Origin of the sequence: Duncaniella dubosii, from assembly GCF_004803915.1 — a bacterium.
GTDB lineage: Bacteria > Bacteroidota > Bacteroidia > Bacteroidales > Muribaculaceae > Duncaniella > Duncaniella dubosii.
In genome coordinates this window covers 1,061,932-1,077,919 of record NZ_CP039396.1, presented here as the reverse complement: position 1 = coordinate 1,077,919, position 15,988 = coordinate 1,061,932, and the positions used below count along the sequence as shown (strand labels likewise).

Below are 15,988 nucleotides of genomic sequence, written 5' to 3'. Positions count from 1 at the left end.
AAATCATACTTACCTTTGCACCGCAAACATGGGGTATTAGCTCATCTGGCTAGAGCGCGACACTGGCAGTGTCGAGGTGAGCGGTTCGAGTCCGCTATACTCCACAACTTATGCTGACAATCAGCAATTTACAAGCACAACACCCAATTTCACACCCACTTCGGTCGAAATTGGGTGTTTTTATGTATCTTTAACGCCTCCCCGCGCCATCGAAAGCGACCACGCCATCGTCAAGATTATAATGCTCGACATTACGTGTGACACTCCTCTCGCCTTCTTTTTGAACTATCGCAAATTTTGCGACAGTTGGAAGGTCTGTCAATTCTTCCTGTAAGGCATTTGTTATTAAAAAAACAGGCCGCGTCAGAAAATTGACACGGCCTGCCGTTGATATTGGCTTTGTTGATGGATTCAGTCAGAGATCTCTATTAACGGATGATTACCTTGGAGACCTTGTTGCCCTGACGACGGATGAAAAGACCGTTTTCGGGGTTCTCGACACGGATGCCCTGAAGGTTGAAATATTCGGCAGGAGCGTTATCGTCTGTGCCGATTTCTGAGATAGAGCTGCTGTCGGCTTTCTCGATTGAGATGGGCTGCACCTGAAGATTGCCGTTGTAGCATCCGATGATAGCGGTAACGTTGAATGTGACGTTTTCATATTCCTCGGGCAGAGTTGTATAAAACTGGTTGTAGCCGGCAAATGTTGTCTCGCCCTGCTGGAAAGTGATGTTACGGTTGTTTACAGAGGCTATGTTCACGCCATTGATTGCCACATATTCAAACTTGTTGGCCTCGGTGATTTCGCTGAGGGCTATCGTGCGGGGCGCGCTTTCATTGCGTGCGGTTGCAGGCTGTAGGCCGGTGGGGTTGGTGAGCTGGGGTTCGCCTCCGTAAGTTCCGTAGCTTCCCATGAATCCGCCGGGGATTACATCGCCGGGCTCGTAGGTCTGGTCAATCTTGCCATAGATAAGCAGACGGCCGGAGTTATCTTTTACAAACAGATATGAGCCGGTCTGGTAGATGACTTCTACATTTCCACTGAAAATTACCGGGTTCTTGTCAGCTTTTGCGATGAAAGCGGCGATGTCGGCAACTTTTTCAATGGGAGTTTCTTCTGCGTTGTTATAAGTCACTGCGCTGATCTGGATAAGTCCGTTTGCAGTGCCTGTGTCACCGCAGTCGAAAGTCAGACGATAGTAGAGATTTGCCTTGGGGCTTCAAGAGTGAAGACCATTTCGCCGGTTTTGAAATTATCGGCCGGCATGTCGACGGTCGAGTCGATGGTGGCGAAATCTGCGGCTGCTGAAGTTTCGAGCTTGATTGAAGTGATCGGCTCGGGGTGATTTTGTCGATGGTGACCTCGACAGTGTTGATGGCTTCGGCAATTGCGAAGTCGGTTGTGATGCTTGCGACAGAAGCGATGCCCTTGCGTCCGCATCTTACATAATCCCAGCCGTTCTTGTTGTTGTTGAAGTTGGCAATCGACCATGTGTTCTCGCCGACTTTGACCTGCCATGTCGTTGTGTAGTTGCTTACTGATGACTGATTGTAATTTGCACCGAACTGGCATGTGTAGAGAGCCTTGGCTGCACCCGGAAGGCCGAGGCACAGAACCAGAACTAATGAGAGTAAAAATTTCTTCATAAAATCGGTTTGTGTTTCTAAGTGGATGAATTAATTGAATTGGAATAAACGCTTTCGACGTGTTAATTGCAAAGATAGGAGATATTCTTTAAACATTGTTTAATGTCTTTGTTAAAAATAGCTACATGGCCTGTGCATTTTTCATCTGTAATGATAGAAACCGATCCTGTTTCATCTAAAAATGCCTATGCACATTTGACAATCTCCTGCAAACTTGTTATTTTTGCATAACTATGAAACTGATAGGAATTGAACCTCGACAAAATCATAGCCTTATGTGAGAAATGAAATCGTTTTTTTCGTCTGGAGGTCAGTCTGTCAGCTGGCGGTAGCTTTCAAGGTCATCGTCCGTGAAACAGCAGACGGTCACTTCGCCGTCGTAGTCGGTCGAAAGGCGGTGCATGATAGTGTCGTAGGCTATACGGGCAGCTTCGGATTTAGGATACATATATACACCGGTGCTTATACACGGAAAGGCGATTGATTTCAGCCCGTTGGCTTTGGCGAGACTGATGGCAGTGTCGTAGCACGACGCTAAAAGCCGCTCGGGGCTTTCGGCCAGTTTGTCAGCCGCCCACGGGCGCAGATCGGGCCCTACGGTGTGAATCACCTTTTTACACGGGAGATTATAGGCATCGGTAATGACGCTCTGCCCTGTCGGGCACCATCCGATTTTCATGCACTCGGTCTGTAGCATCGGTCCTGCAGCCGAATGGATTGCACCGCAGACTCCGCTTCCGGCGCGTAGCTGATTGTTGGCGGCATTGACAATGGCATCGGTTGTCAGGCGGGTGATTGAGCCTTTCACTATATGTAGGCGGTCTGATGGCTTCATGAGGGGTGGGGGATGAGGAGTTATTTTTAATTATAATGTTTTATCCTCCGCAAAAGTAATTAAAAATCTACTGATTTTATATACTTTTGTGAGCGGTAAACGTTTAGTAAGAATCATGACAGTCGGCGAATTTGCAAATCTGGTAAAGGCCAAGTTGCCCTACAACGCCAATAGGCAGCAATCACTGCTTATTGACGCGCTTTCCCGTTTCTGCTCGTCGGCGACGCCTCCGGAGTCAGTCTTTATCATCAACGGTTATGCCGGCACGGGAAAGACCTCTCTGACAGGTGCGCTTGTCAAGGCTCTTGAGGAGGTCGGCCGTCCGGTCGTGCTGCTTGCCCCTACAGGGCGTGCAGCCAAAGTGTTCAGCGCACATTCCGAACATCCGGCTTTCACCATACACCGTAAGATTTACCGTGGGCCGACGGGCAATCTTTCCGGAGGTTTCACCACGATGCAGGACAATCGTCTTTCAAACGCTGTGTTTATTGTCGACGAGGCATCGATGATAGGGGATCAGGAATCGGACTCAGGGCTTGCAGGGCCTGTCAACGGATTGCTTGAAGACCTGTTGCAATACGTGTTCACCGGCGATAACTGCCGGCTGATTCTGCTTGGAGATATCGCGCAGTTGCCCCCGGTTGGTAGCACCGAGAGTCCGGCCATGTCGCCTAAACGCTACAAGGAGCTTGGACTCCACGTTTCGCGTGCGGTTCTGACCGATACCGTCAGGCAGGCGCGCTATTCCGGTATCCTCCGCAATGCCACATGGTTGCGGCGTGCAATGCTTGTCGATCCTCTTCCCGCGCCAAAACTTATACTCGGCCACTACGATGATGTTTTTGTGGTCGATGGCGAGGAGGTGCTCGACGCTATCGGAGACTGCTATCGTGACGGTGGAGCAGCGGCCACGGCTGTCATAACCCGTTCAAACCGGCGCGCGACGGCCTTCAATCTCGGCATCCGCACTCAGATTCTTGACTATGAGGAGGAGCTGGTCAAGGGAGAGCGTCTGCTGGTTGCAAAAAACAACTACACTTGGTCGGCTAAAATCAAGGGTCTCGACTTCATTGCCAACGGTGATGTGGCCGTCGTCACCGCCGTCCATTCTACGGAGGAAAAATATGGCTTCCGTTTCGCTAATGTGACCGTTAATCTGCCTGACCGCGATGTCGATGTGGAGTGTCGCATATTTCTCGACACCCTTACCGACGAAAGTTCCTCGCTTTCGCGCGAACGCATGGAGTCGCTCGCTCAGGCACGGATGGACGACCCGGAGGTCAACGCACCCGATGTCCCTTACGAGACTCGTCTACGCCGTCTGCGCACCGACGAATATTTCAACGCGCTTCAGGTCAAGTATGCCTATGCCGTGACCTGCCATAAGGCGCAGGGCGCACAGTGGCCCAATGTGTTTGTCGACATGGGGGGCATTCCTGCCGAAGCACAGGGTCTTGACTTCTACCGCTGGCTCTACACTGCCACCTCGCGCGCCACCTCGCGCCTCTTCTATATGAATCCCGACGAAGCCATGTGCGAATAGGCTCGTTATCGAAAAAATTCGTATCTTTGCAAACTAATAGGTAGCCGGATGGATAGACTTTTCTTTGGCTCGGCTTCTTCAAGTAAAAACTATCATCAGATTATGGATACAACTCCCTCCAATCCTCCTGTTTACGGGTCTACTGAAAAGTGGACTGAAATAGAGCATCTTCCCGAATGGGACGAAGAATTCTATCATGTCTATACAGCCAAGAAATTTGGCAAGTGGCTGATGCTGAAAACTCTTCGCCCGGAGCTGAAGGGTGTGCCCGAATATGAGCAGATGATAGAGAAGGAGTTCGAGGTGCGCTACAATCTCGCCCATCCCCATATCATCATGATAAATGATTTTGAGGAAGTTCCCGGCCTCGGAATGTGTATCATCACCGATGATGTGTATGGCGATTCGCTTGAAAAGCTCATCAGGGAAGGCAAGGTTACCGAGGCTCACCTCGACAAGCTCCAGCATCAGCTTCTCGATGCCCTCGACTATATACAGGCCAATCATCTTGAACACCATCCACTCTCCACATCCCGGATTATTTTCACCGAAAACGTCGGCAACCTCAAGCTCATTGATGTCGGCTTCGACCAGAAGACCCACATCACGCCCAAGGATGCGAGCGAGGACATCAGGAACTACGGAGAAGTGCTCGCCGCCACGCTCGCCGCCATTCCCGGACAGCATCAGCGACTGCGCAAGGTGGCTGAGCGCTGCATGAATCCCGACCCGGCGAAACGCTATCATGATGTCAACGAACTTCGACTGGCTCTTGCCGACCGCAAGCAAAACAACATATACATAGCCATAATAGCATTCCTCGTCGCGATGATCGCACTGCTGCTGTGGCTCAACTCTCCCTACCGACCGGCTCCGCTTCAGGAGACCGCCAATACCCAGATTGAATCTACCGATTGAATATATGTCTGTAACGATCAAGGCCATAGAGCCGACAAAAAGAGAAATCAAGAAATATGTCAGATTCGGCAACAGCCTCTATAAAGGTAACGACTATTTTGTCCCCACCTTGGTTTTCGATGAGGTCCATACGTTGCTCCCCGACAAGAATCCTGCTTTTGAATATTGCCGTGCGCAGTCATTCATGGCTTACCGCGACGGAAAGCCTGTAGGACGTATAACAGCCATTATCAACGACCGGCTCAATGAGAGCACAGGCCGCAAGGAGGCGCGTTTCGGTTTCGTCGATTTTGTCGACGACCCCGAAGTGTCCGACATGCTCTTCGCGACAGCCGAGGAGTGGGCGCGCGACCGTGGCATGACCGAGATGATAGGTCCGATGGGATTTACCGATATGGACCGAGAGGGAATGCTTGTCGAAGGCTTCAACGAGATGGGCACTATGGCCACCATCTATAACTACGACTACTATCCGGCACATGTCGAGCGCCTCGGCTATCGAAAAGATACCGACTGGGTGGAATACCGCATCACCGTGCCCGACAAAGTGCCTGAAAAAATGACCCGCATAGCGGAAATCGTGTTGAAAAAATACGATCTTCGTATTCTCAAATACACCTCCGGCAAGAAAATCAAGGCTGACTACGGTCAGGCACTCTTTCAGCTCATCAACGAGGCATACGCCGACCTTTACGGCTACTGCACCCTTTCCGAAAAGCAGATCGACTATTATATCGACATGTATCTCAGCATTCTGCGACTTGAATATGTCAGTGTGGTGGTTGACAGCAAGGGTGAGCTTATAGGGGTTGGCATCACCATTCCATCGCTTGCAAAGGCTCTTCAGAAGTCAGGCGGATCGCTGTTCCCGACAGGATGGTATCATATCCTTCGCGACATGAAGGGGCAGAACGAGGTCATCGACCTGCTTCTTATCGCCGTCAAGCCTGAATATCAGTCAAAGGGTGTCAACTCACTGTTCTTCTACGATCTTCTCAACATCTTCATCAAGAACGGCATAAAATATGCCGAAACGAATCTTGAGCTTGAATCAAACACAAAGGTCCAGTCGCAGTGGGATTATTTCGAGAAGCGCCAGCACCGCCGCCGCCGGGCTTTCCGCAAAAAACTGTAGCAACGGCTCTCTCCATTCCGTCACCCGCCTCAACTTCTAATCTTCCATAACCATGAACGACGGACGTTTGAAAATACTTTTTGTCGGAGATGCCTCCTCATGTCACCGTACACTCGCGCGGGGACTGCAGGAACTTGGCCATGAGACGGTAGTAGCTTCCAACGGCGGCTACTGGCTCAACACCGGACGTGACATCGACATGCGCCGTCGCTTCAGCGGTAAACTCGGCGGACTTGACCTCTGGATGAGACTACGCCTTGGACTCATGAAGAGAATGCGGGGCTTTGATGTGGTGACTATCGCCACGCAGAGCTACGTGGAACTGCGTCCCGTCAGGCAGCGGGTGCTTTTTGACTTCCTCAAGTCAAATAACCGCTCGATTTTCAATACCGCACTCGGCACTGACCCCAATTATGTGGCCACATGCCTCGACCCTGACGGCCCGCTGAAATACAACGAATTTAAAATCTTCGGTGAGGATTCTCCCTATCTCAAGGCAAAGCCGTGGATATGCAGGGAGTGGCTGGCCGATGATATGTGTGCGCTCGACCGTCATATCTATTCGTCGGTCGACGGGGCTGTCTCTGTACTCTATGAAAACGACCTTGCCCTGCGCCGGACGCTTCCTCCTGAAAAAATCGCATATTCCGGCATTCCCATCGACACCGATGCCCTACAGCCTGTAGAGCTTCCCGAGAGACCCGAAAAAATACGCCTTTTCCTTGGCCGTTACCGTAACCGTCAGCTCGAAAAGGGGACTGACGTGATGGAGCATGCCGCCCGCGCCGTGGTCGACCGCTATCCCGGGAAGGCTGAGCTGGTGATAGTCGAAAACCGTCCCTACGACGAGTATCTCGGCCTCCTGCGTTCTGCCCATGTGGTGCTCGACCAGCTCTATAGCTATACGCCTGCGACCAATGCTCTTCAGGCTATGGCCTACGGGTTGAACACCGTGTCGGGCGGCGCGCCTGAATTCTATGATTTCATAGGTGAGAAAGAGTTGCGTCCGGTGATTCATGTCGAACCTGACTATGAGTCGGTTTTCCGTGCGCTCGAACACACAGTGCTGAATCCCCGCGAACTTCGTCCGCGCGGACTTATGGGACGTGAGTTCGTGGTCCGCCACAATGACTATCGTCTTGTGGCGCGCCGCACAGCAGCGTTCTGGACCGAACGGCTGCGTCTGAAAGAAGAGGCCGGCTCTTCCACAAAGCTATTCACGAAAAATACACCTTGAACACCATGTTGACGCTTGATGTCCTTATTGCCACCCATACACCTGAGGGTATTCTCAGGGTTGCTGACATGAATCTGCCCGTAGTCGAAGGGGTGCGCTATATCGTTTCGTGGCAGGATCACCGCGATGCGGAGATACCTCCTGCGCTCGATGCGCGCAATGATGTGACGGTCGACCGTTTCGGACAGCGTGGTGTGAGTTTCAACCGCAACAATGCCATAGAGCTGTCGACGGCCGATGTCTATCTTGTGGCCGACGATGATCTCCGCTACTCCTCCTCGAAGCTCGACGCTGTAAGACAGGTGTTTGAGGATAATCCTGATCTCGACTATGCGTCATTCATGTATGAGGGGACCGGCAAGGTCTATCCTTCAGAGGAGTGCCGTCTCGGCCGGCGCTTGCCTAAGGGTTTCTATCAGACCTCGTTTGAAGTCGCTGTACGCAGGCGCGGACGTGCTGCATTGCTGCGCTTTCATCCTGCATTCGGACCGGGTTCGATCAGTCTGCACGCGGCCGAGGACGAAATGTTTCTTCTTACCGCAAGGCGCATGAAGCTCAACTGCCGTTTCTTTCCGATTGTGATTACCCGTCATGAGGGGATGACTACAGGTCAGCGTAAAATTACCGAACCGGGTGTGCTTAGAGCCTTCGGGGCATTTATCTACTATTGTTATCCTCTGACGTTCCTTCCGCGGATTCCGCTTAAGGCGTGGAGGCTTTCCAAGTCGGGGCAGTCACGCTTTTTTCCGGCTCTGCGCGAGATGCTCAGCGGGATTGCCTTTGCTTTCGATAATGTCACTCCCGCATGGAAGGAGGTCGGGCGATGAGTGCTGCGGTTTCTACTAAAGTCCTTAAGGCCATGGGTATGTTTGGCGGTGTGAGGATGTTGCAGATTCTTGTCGGCATCATACGCACGAAGCTTATAGCTGTCTGGCTCGGGCCGGCTGGTGTCGGGCTATTCGGAATCTTCAACGGTGCGGTTGATACGGTCAAGACGCTCGCCCAGTTAGGCATGCGCTCAAGTTCTGTCCGCGATATCGCCGGACAGACATCTCCGTCGGCCATTGCCGTGACGGTGACTGTGGTTCGTCGCTGGGGGTGGATGCTCGGTGTCTTGGGCGCGGTGCTCATGGTTGCCTGTGCCCCGTTGCTGAGCCGTCTCACTTTCGGCGACGGAGGCATGACGCTCCACTATATGGCTCTTGCTGTCGTAATCTTTTTTCTTTCCATCGCAAATGTCGAGGAGGCGGTCATGCAGGGAATGGGAGCGCTTGCCCGTCTGGCCAAGGCTTCGGTGTGGGGTGCGGTTGCCGGTTTTGTAGTTTCCGTACCGATGTATTATTTCTGGGGGATTGCCAGCGTTGTCCTCTCGATTATTGCATACTCTCTTGCCACTTTCACCGCCACATATATATATAAGGTGCGCGGAATCCGGGCTGAACGTCCGGTGGGGGTAGGGGAGACTCTTTCGTCGGGCAGACGTTTCATTATTCTCGGTCTCTATATGACGACCGCCGATTTCATAGCTCAGGCTTTGAGCTATGTATTTATAGCATGGCTCAACAACAGGGGCGGAGATACTGAGGTCGGTTTCTATCAGGCCGGCTATACGATGGTCAACCGCTATGTAGGCCTGATTTTCACTGCGCTTGCCACGGAATATTATCCGCGTCTGGCTCGTGTCGCCACTTCCGGGAAGCGTCTGAGCGTATTTGTAGCCCATGAGATGGGATTGATACTGATGCTTTTGCTTCCGGCTGTCACTTTTTTCATCACCCTTGCTCCGTGGCTTGTCAGGATTCTATATGACAGCCGTTTTGAGGCGGCCGTCCCTTTCATTACCATTGCTATGGCCGGTATTGTGATGAGGGGAGTGTCATATTGCATGTCATACGTCATTCTTGCAAAGGGTGATGGCCTTGCTTTCCTCTCTACGGAGTCGGTCAGTGCATTGGCCGGGTTGGGGTTGAACATCGGATGCTATTCCGCGTGGGGTATCGGCGGTCTTGGAGTCGCATACGCTCTGTGGTTCCTGCTCTATGCACTTATTGTCGGCTATGTATATTATGTCCGCTATCGTCTGACCCTCCCTGCGCCGTCGCTTCGTCTGGGTGTTCTGACATTATCGGTCACACTCGCATGTATTGTAGCTGCTCAGTGCATGCCGTCGACAATCCTGCGTCTCTCTATCATCCCAGTGCCGGTAATCGCGTCGGTATTGGTCGTCCGCAATCTCCGCAAACTTATCCGCAGGTAGCGCATAGAGGACTGAGACCAATAAGTTTAAGTAATTCAGCTTTGTTCTATCATTCTGGCGGCTCTCTATTGTCGATTTCCTTGTTTCTCTGATACTCTTTGGCGATGGCTCATTGCAGTTTTTCGGAGAGGAGTTTTTTGTCAGGCAGTTTTGTGTAGTATTGAGCTACTTTTACGGGAGAATCTTCTTCGAGCATCAGATATTCGATATGCTCTGTATTTCCTTCGGAGCATAGGATAAGACCAATTGGTGCTTCTTCTCCCTCCCTGCGGTCATTGCGGTTGAGATAGCGCAGATATAATAACATCTGTCCCTCATGTTCCGGTTTGAAACGCCCCAATTTCAAGTCAATTGCGACGAGCCGGTGTAATCCTCTGTGGTAGAATAACAAATCAAGCTTATAGACTGTGCCGTCAACCGGAATTCTTTTCTGACGGTCAACAAAAGCAAAGTCAGAACCGAACTCCTTTATGAACTGCTGTATCTGGTTTAGTATAGCGGTTTCGAGGTCGCTCTCGCTGAATACGTCAGGCAGTCCAACGAGATCGAGGAAATAACTACTCCTGAACACAAGGTCAGGATGTACGGTATCCTTCATCGTGTCAAGTTCAGCCTTGATGATTTCCTCCGGTCTGCGACTTATGGCTGTCCGTTCATATAGTTGCGAATCTATTTTCTCATCAAGGGTCCGGGTCGGCCACTTCTCTAACCGACACATTTCCATGTAGAATTTGCGGGCGAGTTCGTCCTCGACAAACATCAGGGAACGCAGATGAGTCCAGCTTAATTGTCTACGCACTGCGTAGTCAATTTCCGCCTCCGAAAAAGTCTACGCGCTGCGTAGACAATGTTGTAGTTTCTTGAATCCCCATCCACTACCATACCTTTTGACAAGTCTCTCGGCAAGATGTTTCACTACCTGTTTGCCATATTCTGCGCGAGCATTGTGCAATACATCCTCCTTGATTCGCATACCTACATGCCAGTTCATTCGACATGCCTCGGAATTGACATACACCGCCACACGATAACGGGTGTCTTCAATGATGGCACACACGTCATCATATAGTTTTGATTCTATAGTATCCGAAAAATGTTCTTCTTTCATTGCCATTTTTACGCGTGTTAGATTGCAAAGTTACTAATTTTTGGCGATTATAGCTTCAGATTCAGATATTTTGACTAAATTTACAGTCGGAATGGCATCGCCATTCCACGACATTTTTGAAAAATAAGAATCGTATTCTTGTTGTCTTGTTCTTGATTTCGGCATGTACCACCTCCAAATCAACAGCATACAATAGCGTCAATCTCGCCAAATATGAATATGCGTCAGTTATAAATAACGATACATACGATATTCCGGCTGAATTGATGGAGTATGAGATACTTAATGCTTTTGTTGCTAAATATCAATTTCTCAATTAGTTAATTTGCATCGAAATCACGTTAAATAGTTGCTGTTTGGCTTGGTGGTCTGAGACATTGTTTGTAAGTTTGCAGTCAGACCATTAAAAGACGATATTATATGAAACTAAAACGGTTGTCGCTGCCGATGCTGGCGGTGGTTTTATTAGGAGTCCTCGCGGTGTCATGCTCAAAGGAGCGCAAGTTGCTTGACGCGATACCCTCGACTGTAGAACAGGCGGGTGTCATAAGACTTAAAACGGCACTTGAACAAGCCGGATGCAAGTATGAGAACGGTCAGGCTGTATATCCTTCCGGGATTGAAGCCACGGAGCGTCTGGCTGCCATTGTCGAAGCTGTCGGCAAGCTTGATGAGGCAGGAATATGCAATCCCGATGAAACGGCATGGACTGTCGGAGATAAACAGATGCTGGTAATGACCATGCTTGTCAGCGATAAAGCGAAGTTCAAGGATGTCACTGCCGGGACGATTGAATGGAGCGACGAGACCGGTGACTATAGCTGTGGTGTGGCCGGAGGAATGTCTGTACTGCTCGACAGCAAACAAGTATGGTTTGTTGACGCTTCGCCGTCGGATGCGGTAGGGATCGTCGAGTCGATGAGTAAGGATGCTGAAAAATCATCGCTTGCGTCAATGACTGGAATCGCGCAGCTGCTTGAGAGCGACAATCTTCTAAACGTCGTTGTCCGTCAGGATTTCGCGGCTGATGCAAAGAAGAAAAAAGACAAGAAAGAGGCTAAAGGTGAAAATCCTGACCTTGAAACCACATGGGCTACTTTCACCTCTAATGTCAAGGATAACAAGCTCGTCGGTTCAAGTTCGTTTATAAAGGCCGACGGTAAGCCGGTAGCTTTCAAGGGGCTTAAAGAAATGAATCCGGCTGTGCTTGCCTATGTTCCTGAGAGCTTTAACGTGGCTTTCGGACTTGGTGTCAGTCCTGAATTTGACTGGAGTATAGTGACAAAATCTGTGGGTGCTGTGGGCGGATTCCAGACTCAGGCCATGCTGTCGGTCATCACTCCCTATCTTCAGTCGATAGACGGTACGATTTTTCTCGCAGCCGGACCGGCCAACAGCGAGGCATACACCGATCTTGATCCGGGCAACTGGCATTTTGTCATGATGGTAAGCCTTCCGCAAAAGAAAATCAACGACATAATGGGGATGGTGCGCAGTTCGCTCTTCATGGCGGGAGTCAGCCCGAAGGAATATAAGGATGGCGTGATGATTGTCCCGCAATACGGCATGAATCTCTACATGGGAAATGTCGACGGTTATTTAGCGGTGAGCAATATGCCGTTTGAACCGAACCGTCAGAATGCGCTTACACCTGTCTTCAACGGCAAGAACGGTGCGCTTTATGTCGACCTGCCAACTCTCAAAGAGTTCGGCTATATGCTTCCTGATTTCGGCGTTAAGCTCAGTGTGCAGGTCAACAGTGACAATTCGACAATGGAACTCGGGCTGAACGGAAGTGACCGCCCTATACTTGAAGCTATTCTCACGGCGCTGCTATGACAGAGGAAATATCATTGCGCCGGGTGCTTCCACATGTGTTCCGTGGGAGCGAGAACGAGCTGCCTGTCAGGGATTCTCAGCTATGGCTTCAGGAGAACATGACATTCAGGCGCGGGACATATTATCTCATTGAGGCCGAAAGCGGGACAGGCAAGTCGTCGCTGTGCAGCTACATCTACGGTTCACGCCATGATTATGACGGCAAGATTCTTTTTGACGGTGCTGACGCCCGGAGTTTCGGCATCGGCCGGTGGTGTGAGCTGCGCCGGCGGTCGCTGGCCTATCTTCCGCAGGAGATGGGACTGTTCCCGGAACTGACCGTGATGGAAAATATCGAAATCAAAAACCGTCTGACCGCCCACAAGTCGGGCAATGAAATAGTCTCGTTGCTCGAACGGCTTGAAATCGGCGAGAAGGCGGGAGAGCCGGCCGGCCGTCTGTCGGTCGGGCAGCAGCAGAGGGTTGCGATAATCCGCGCCCTATGCCAGCCGTTTGACTTTCTGCTCATTGATGAGCCTGTCAGCCATCTCGACAGCCGTAACAATCAGGCGGTTGCGGAATTAATCGACGAGGAGGCACGCCGCCTTGGGGCAGGCATAATAGCCACATCGGTCGGCAACAAAATCAAACTGCCCGACTATGAGTTGCTGCGGCTCTGATTGTCTCCAAAATGAGAGGGCGTTTCATAACAAATTAAACCCTCTGATAACTATCGGAATTAATTGAGCATCATCGTTTTCCGATATTTGAACAATGTTATTAAAAACTGTCATTATCCGATGTCAAAAAATATAGTGTGGCGTCTGCTCAGACGCAATATAAGTGCCGGGCAGATTGCCGGATATGCGCTTGCCAATCTCGTCGGGCTGGCAATAGTGCTCACCGCGATACAGTTTTATCGCGACGTGACCACTGTGTGGGACGATGAGGACTCGTTTATCTCAAAGGACTATCTGATAATATCAAAGAAAGTCAGCGGTCTCGGCTCGTTTATGAGCGGCGACGGAGAGTCGACGCGATTCAGCGAAGCGGAGATTGCCGACATCGCCTCGCAGCCTTGGGCGCGGAATGTCGGACGGTTCAATTCGGCTGCTTTCAATGTCTATGCCAAAGTCAGTTTCGGCGGCAGTTCGATGGGGTCGGACCTATTTCTCGAATCAATCCCCGACGATTTTTTTGATGTCTCTCCGAAAGGATGGGGATATGAACCGGGCCGTTCAGAGTTTGTGCCGGTTATAATCTCCAAAGATTACCTGTCGCTCTATAACTTCGGATTCGCCACATCGCGCGGCATGCCGCAGGTGTCGGAGGAGGTCATCGGGATGGTGCCTCTCCAGCTGTCGCTTAGCGGCAACGGGCGGCAACAGTGGGTCAATGCTCGGATTGTCGGATTTTCATCGCGCCTCAACACCATTGCCGTACCCGAAGAGTTCATGGACTGGGCAAACCGCGAGTTTTCGGCCAATGCTTCGGAATCGCCCTCGCGTCTGATAGTGATGCTCGACAAGCCGGGCGATCCGCAGGCGGAGAGCTTTCTTGATGAACACGACTATGAGACTGCCGGCGACCGTGCAGCCAACGGCAAGGCGGCCTATTTCCTTTCGCTCGTGACCACGGTGGTTATCGCTGTCGGCCTCGTCATCAGTCTGCTGGCGTTTTTCATTCTGCTCCTCAGCATCTATCTGCTTTTGCAGAAGAACCGCGATAAGATTCATCAGCTCATGCAGCTCGGCTATTCTCCCGCTCAGGTGGCGAGATACTATAACATTATCATAACGACGGTGAATGCCGTGGTTATTATCTCAGCAATAACGGTTATGCTTGTCGCCTCGCATAAGTGGCGCGAGCCGCTGTCGACGCTCGGGATCGAGCCGACCTCTTCTTGGCCGACAATAGGAATCGGCCTTGCCATCATTGTGCTGATTTCGGCCGGCAATCTCATTGCGGTGAGCCGTAATGTCAGAAAAAGTTTCTGAGCCGTTTCACAAGTCTGCCGGACAAATGAAAAGCAAAGACCGCGATGCCCTGCAAAGCATCGCGGTCTTGATTGTCTTCCTACGACATTTCAAAGCGTAGAGCTGTCGCCAAGAATCTAAGGTGTGTTTTCATAGCATCTCTAAGAGCCTTATAGGTTGTTATTATGCTGCAAACCGCAGCATAATGATATATAGTGAGAGTTAGGTGTATGTACATGCCAATATGCCTCACCTGCCGTGAACAGATGAGAATCGTGTGATAAACAATGTATGTCGGTGTAGTTTTGTGGACGGCTATTTTGCATAGAACTCATAGTTCAACAGCTACACTTCTGATACCCCGGAGAGCAAAAGAGCGCAGTATGAATCAGACAAGTCCTGCAAGACGGGACGCAGATATTTTCACTTTATCTACTCCGGCGCTCAGGCCGGGAAGAAAGGGAGAAGAGCCGTCCCATCACTTTCAATAACCGCATTCACGCAAGAATGTCAGCAATCGAATTGCCGTGGTGATGTAATCTCCCTTCAGCGATGTTTCGGAAAAATTGGTCAATTCCGAACATGAGGCTAATTTGCAATAGCAAAATTAGGTAAATAAATGAGAATACAGCCTATTCTCGGGTTAAAATTCGTTAACAGATGAAATGGCTTATGTTTAATGCAGACCTTTTTTTACCTTTATTTTTGATAAGTTGAAAAGTTTGAGTAATTTTGCAAATTAAGTTAACGACCTATTAATATACCACGGGAGCTAATGCGGGCGCATGACGCCCCGACCAAACATAGTAAATGAAAGTCAAGATACACCGCGAAGGTACTAACATACTGATTGTAGTCATGCTGATAATGATTGTCATCAATCTGTCGGCATGGATGTTCATTCGTCCGGCTGTCATCCCAATTGTCTTTTCATCGATTTCGGCGATTCTGTATCTGCTGATTGTCAACTTTTTCCGGTCGCCCCGGCGCACATTCCGCGGTGACCGTGAGAATGTGGTCGTAAGTTCGGTCGACGGTACTGTCGTTGCGCTTGAAGAAGTGTTCGAGCCGGAGGTTCTCCGCCGTAAGGTGAGGATGGTTTCGGTGTTTATGACTGTGTTCAATGTCCATGCCAACTGGTTTCCGGTCGATGGCGAAGTGCTTCTGGTGCGCCACCATCGCGGACGTTTTCTCAGCGCCTATCTTCCAAAGGCCAGCATTGAGAACGAGCGCTCGACGGTGCTGATCCGTGCGACCAACGGTCAGGAAATTCTTGTCCGCCAGATAGCCGGTGCGGTTGCCCGACGTATTGTCACTTACGCCGAACCGGGCGATGCCGCGAATATCGAGGACCACATGGGATTCATCAAATTCGGTTCGCGTGTCGACATCTATCTCCCTCTCGATGCTGAAGTGTTTGTCAAGATCGGCGACAAGACCACGGGCGGTGTCAGTGTGATTGCCCGCCTGAGAAATAACCCCGATGACTGACAGACAGATAAAGAATACACAAG

At 50.6% G+C, this 15,988-nt stretch carries 14 protein-coding genes, 1 tRNA gene and 1 pseudogene; 11 read left to right on the top strand and 5 right to left on the bottom strand.

All coding sequences use genetic code 11. The features are described from left to right. Positions 1–30 precede the first annotated feature (30 nt). A tRNA-Ala gene (locus E7747_RS04725) sits at positions 31–104 on the top strand. 324 nt (positions 105–428) lie between these two features. On the opposite strand, the gene E7747_RS04720 is transcribed toward E7747_RS04725, so the two are convergent. The 3 genes from E7747_RS04720 to E7747_RS04710 form a co-directional block, all read right to left on the bottom strand. After that, complete coding sequence (locus tag E7747_RS04720) at positions 429–1,136, bottom strand: hypothetical protein (protein ID WP_136414433.1); 708 nt, start codon at positions 1,134–1,136, stop codon at positions 429–431. Positions 1,137–1,173: 37 nt separating this feature from the next. Beyond that, on the bottom strand, positions 1,174–1,647 hold the full coding sequence (locus tag E7747_RS04715) for a hypothetical protein (protein WP_136414431.1): 474 nt from the start codon (positions 1,645–1,647) through the stop codon (positions 1,174–1,176). Between the two features lie 310 nt (positions 1,648–1,957). After that, entirely contained in the window at positions 1,958–2,482 is a 525-nt protein-coding gene (locus tag E7747_RS04710) for a macro domain-containing protein (RefSeq protein WP_136414429.1), read from the bottom strand. 115 nt (positions 2,483–2,597) lie between these two features. Here E7747_RS04710 and E7747_RS04705 point away from each other — a divergent pair, with 115 nt between their 5' ends. From E7747_RS04705 to E7747_RS04680, 6 genes are all read left to right on the top strand, one after another. Further along, the gene (locus tag E7747_RS04705; RefSeq protein WP_136414427.1) at positions 2,598–4,025 is read left to right on the top strand and encodes an ATP-dependent DNA helicase; all 1,428 of its coding nucleotides are present in this window, start codon (positions 2,598–2,600) and stop codon (positions 4,023–4,025) included. A gap of 102 nt (positions 4,026–4,127) precedes the next feature. Further along, positions 4,128–4,943 (top strand): protein kinase domain-containing protein, encoded by an 816-nt coding sequence (locus tag E7747_RS04700; protein WP_228449260.1) that lies wholly within the window; start codon positions 4,128–4,130, stop codon positions 4,941–4,943. 4 nt (positions 4,944–4,947) lie between these two features. Beyond that, positions 4,948–6,078, top strand: coding sequence for an N-acetyltransferase (locus E7747_RS04695; RefSeq protein ID WP_136414424.1), 1,131 nt, complete (start codon positions 4,948–4,950; stop codon positions 6,076–6,078). A gap of 52 nt (positions 6,079–6,130) precedes the next feature. Beyond that, entirely contained in the window at positions 6,131–7,315 is a 1,185-nt protein-coding gene (locus E7747_RS04690) for a glycosyltransferase family 4 protein (protein ID WP_136414422.1), read from the top strand. A 5-nt stretch (positions 7,316–7,320) separates the two neighbouring features. After that, positions 7,321–8,142: a glycosyltransferase family A protein gene (locus tag E7747_RS04685; RefSeq protein ID WP_136414420.1), complete on the top strand. Its 822-nt coding sequence runs from the start codon at positions 7,321–7,323 to the stop codon at positions 8,140–8,142. Further along, positions 8,121–9,572, top strand: coding sequence for an oligosaccharide flippase family protein (locus E7747_RS04680; protein WP_136414418.1), 1,452 nt, complete (start codon positions 8,121–8,123; stop codon positions 9,570–9,572). Before E7747_RS04685 ends, E7747_RS04680 begins: the two co-directional genes overlap by 22 nt. Positions 9,573–9,681: 109 nt before the next feature. Here the strand turns inward: E7747_RS04680 and E7747_RS16915 are convergent, their stop codons facing one another. Next, complete coding sequence (locus E7747_RS16915) at positions 9,682–10,170, bottom strand: PDDEXK nuclease domain-containing protein (RefSeq protein ID WP_228449307.1); 489 nt, start codon at positions 10,168–10,170, stop codon at positions 9,682–9,684. 63 nt (positions 10,171–10,233) lie between these two features. Continuing rightward, a pseudogene (locus E7747_RS16910) lies at positions 10,234–10,680 on the bottom strand (DUF1016 N-terminal domain-containing protein); the annotation flags it as partial. A gap of 420 nt (positions 10,681–11,100) precedes the next feature. Here E7747_RS16910 and E7747_RS04665 point away from each other — a divergent pair. The 4 genes from E7747_RS04665 to E7747_RS04650 all read left to right on the top strand — a co-directional run bounded on the left by E7747_RS04665 (position 11,101) and on the right by E7747_RS04650 (position 15,965). After that, a complete protein-coding gene (locus E7747_RS04665; RefSeq protein ID WP_136414414.1) occupies positions 11,101–12,519 on the top strand; it encodes a hypothetical protein in 1,419 nt (472 codons plus the stop codon). Further along, positions 12,516–13,178 (top strand): ATP-binding cassette domain-containing protein, encoded by a 663-nt coding sequence (locus E7747_RS04660; RefSeq protein WP_123613907.1) that lies wholly within the window; start codon positions 12,516–12,518, stop codon positions 13,176–13,178. Before E7747_RS04665 ends, E7747_RS04660 begins: the two co-directional genes overlap by 4 nt. A gap of 120 nt (positions 13,179–13,298) precedes the next feature. Next, complete coding sequence (locus E7747_RS04655) at positions 13,299–14,495, top strand: FtsX-like permease family protein (protein WP_136414411.1); 1,197 nt, start codon at positions 13,299–13,301, stop codon at positions 14,493–14,495. Between the two features lie 789 nt (positions 14,496–15,284). After that, entirely contained in the window at positions 15,285–15,965 is a 681-nt protein-coding gene (locus E7747_RS04650) for a phosphatidylserine decarboxylase family protein (protein WP_123613909.1), read from the top strand. Positions 15,966–15,988 lie beyond the last annotated feature (23 nt).

Bases quoted from the DNA above. Each gene is read 5' to 3' on its own strand.
- E7747_RS04715 (WP_136414431.1), bottom strand. From the start codon at position 1,647: ATGAAGAAATTTTTACTCTCATTAGTTCTGGTTCTGTGCCTCGGCCTT.
- E7747_RS04710 (WP_136414429.1), bottom strand. From the start codon at position 2,482: ATGAAGCCATCAGACCGCCTACATATAGTGAAAGGCTCAATCACCCGC.
- E7747_RS04705 (WP_136414427.1), top strand. From the start codon at position 2,598: ATGACAGTCGGCGAATTTGCAAATCTGGTAAAGGCCAAGTTGCCCTAC.
- E7747_RS04700 (WP_228449260.1), top strand. From the start codon at position 4,128: ATGGATACAACTCCCTCCAATCCTCCTGTTTACGGGTCTACTGAAAAG.
- E7747_RS04695 (WP_136414424.1), top strand. From the start codon at position 4,948: ATGTCTGTAACGATCAAGGCCATAGAGCCGACAAAAAGAGAAATCAAG.
- E7747_RS04690 (WP_136414422.1), top strand. From the start codon at position 6,131: ATGAACGACGGACGTTTGAAAATACTTTTTGTCGGAGATGCCTCCTCA.
- E7747_RS04685 (WP_136414420.1), top strand. From the start codon at position 7,321: ATGTTGACGCTTGATGTCCTTATTGCCACCCATACACCTGAGGGTATT.
- E7747_RS04680 (WP_136414418.1), top strand. From the start codon at position 8,121: ATGGAAGGAGGTCGGGCGATGAGTGCTGCGGTTTCTACTAAAGTCCTT.
- E7747_RS16915 (WP_228449307.1), bottom strand. From the start codon at position 10,170: ATGAAGGATACCGTACATCCTGACCTTGTGTTCAGGAGTAGTTATTTC.
- E7747_RS04665 (WP_136414414.1), top strand. From the start codon at position 11,101: ATGAAACTAAAACGGTTGTCGCTGCCGATGCTGGCGGTGGTTTTATTA.
- E7747_RS04660 (WP_123613907.1), top strand. From the start codon at position 12,516: ATGACAGAGGAAATATCATTGCGCCGGGTGCTTCCACATGTGTTCCGT.
- E7747_RS04655 (WP_136414411.1), top strand. From the start codon at position 13,299: ATGTCAAAAAATATAGTGTGGCGTCTGCTCAGACGCAATATAAGTGCC.
- E7747_RS04650 (WP_123613909.1), top strand. From the start codon at position 15,285: ATGAAAGTCAAGATACACCGCGAAGGTACTAACATACTGATTGTAGTC.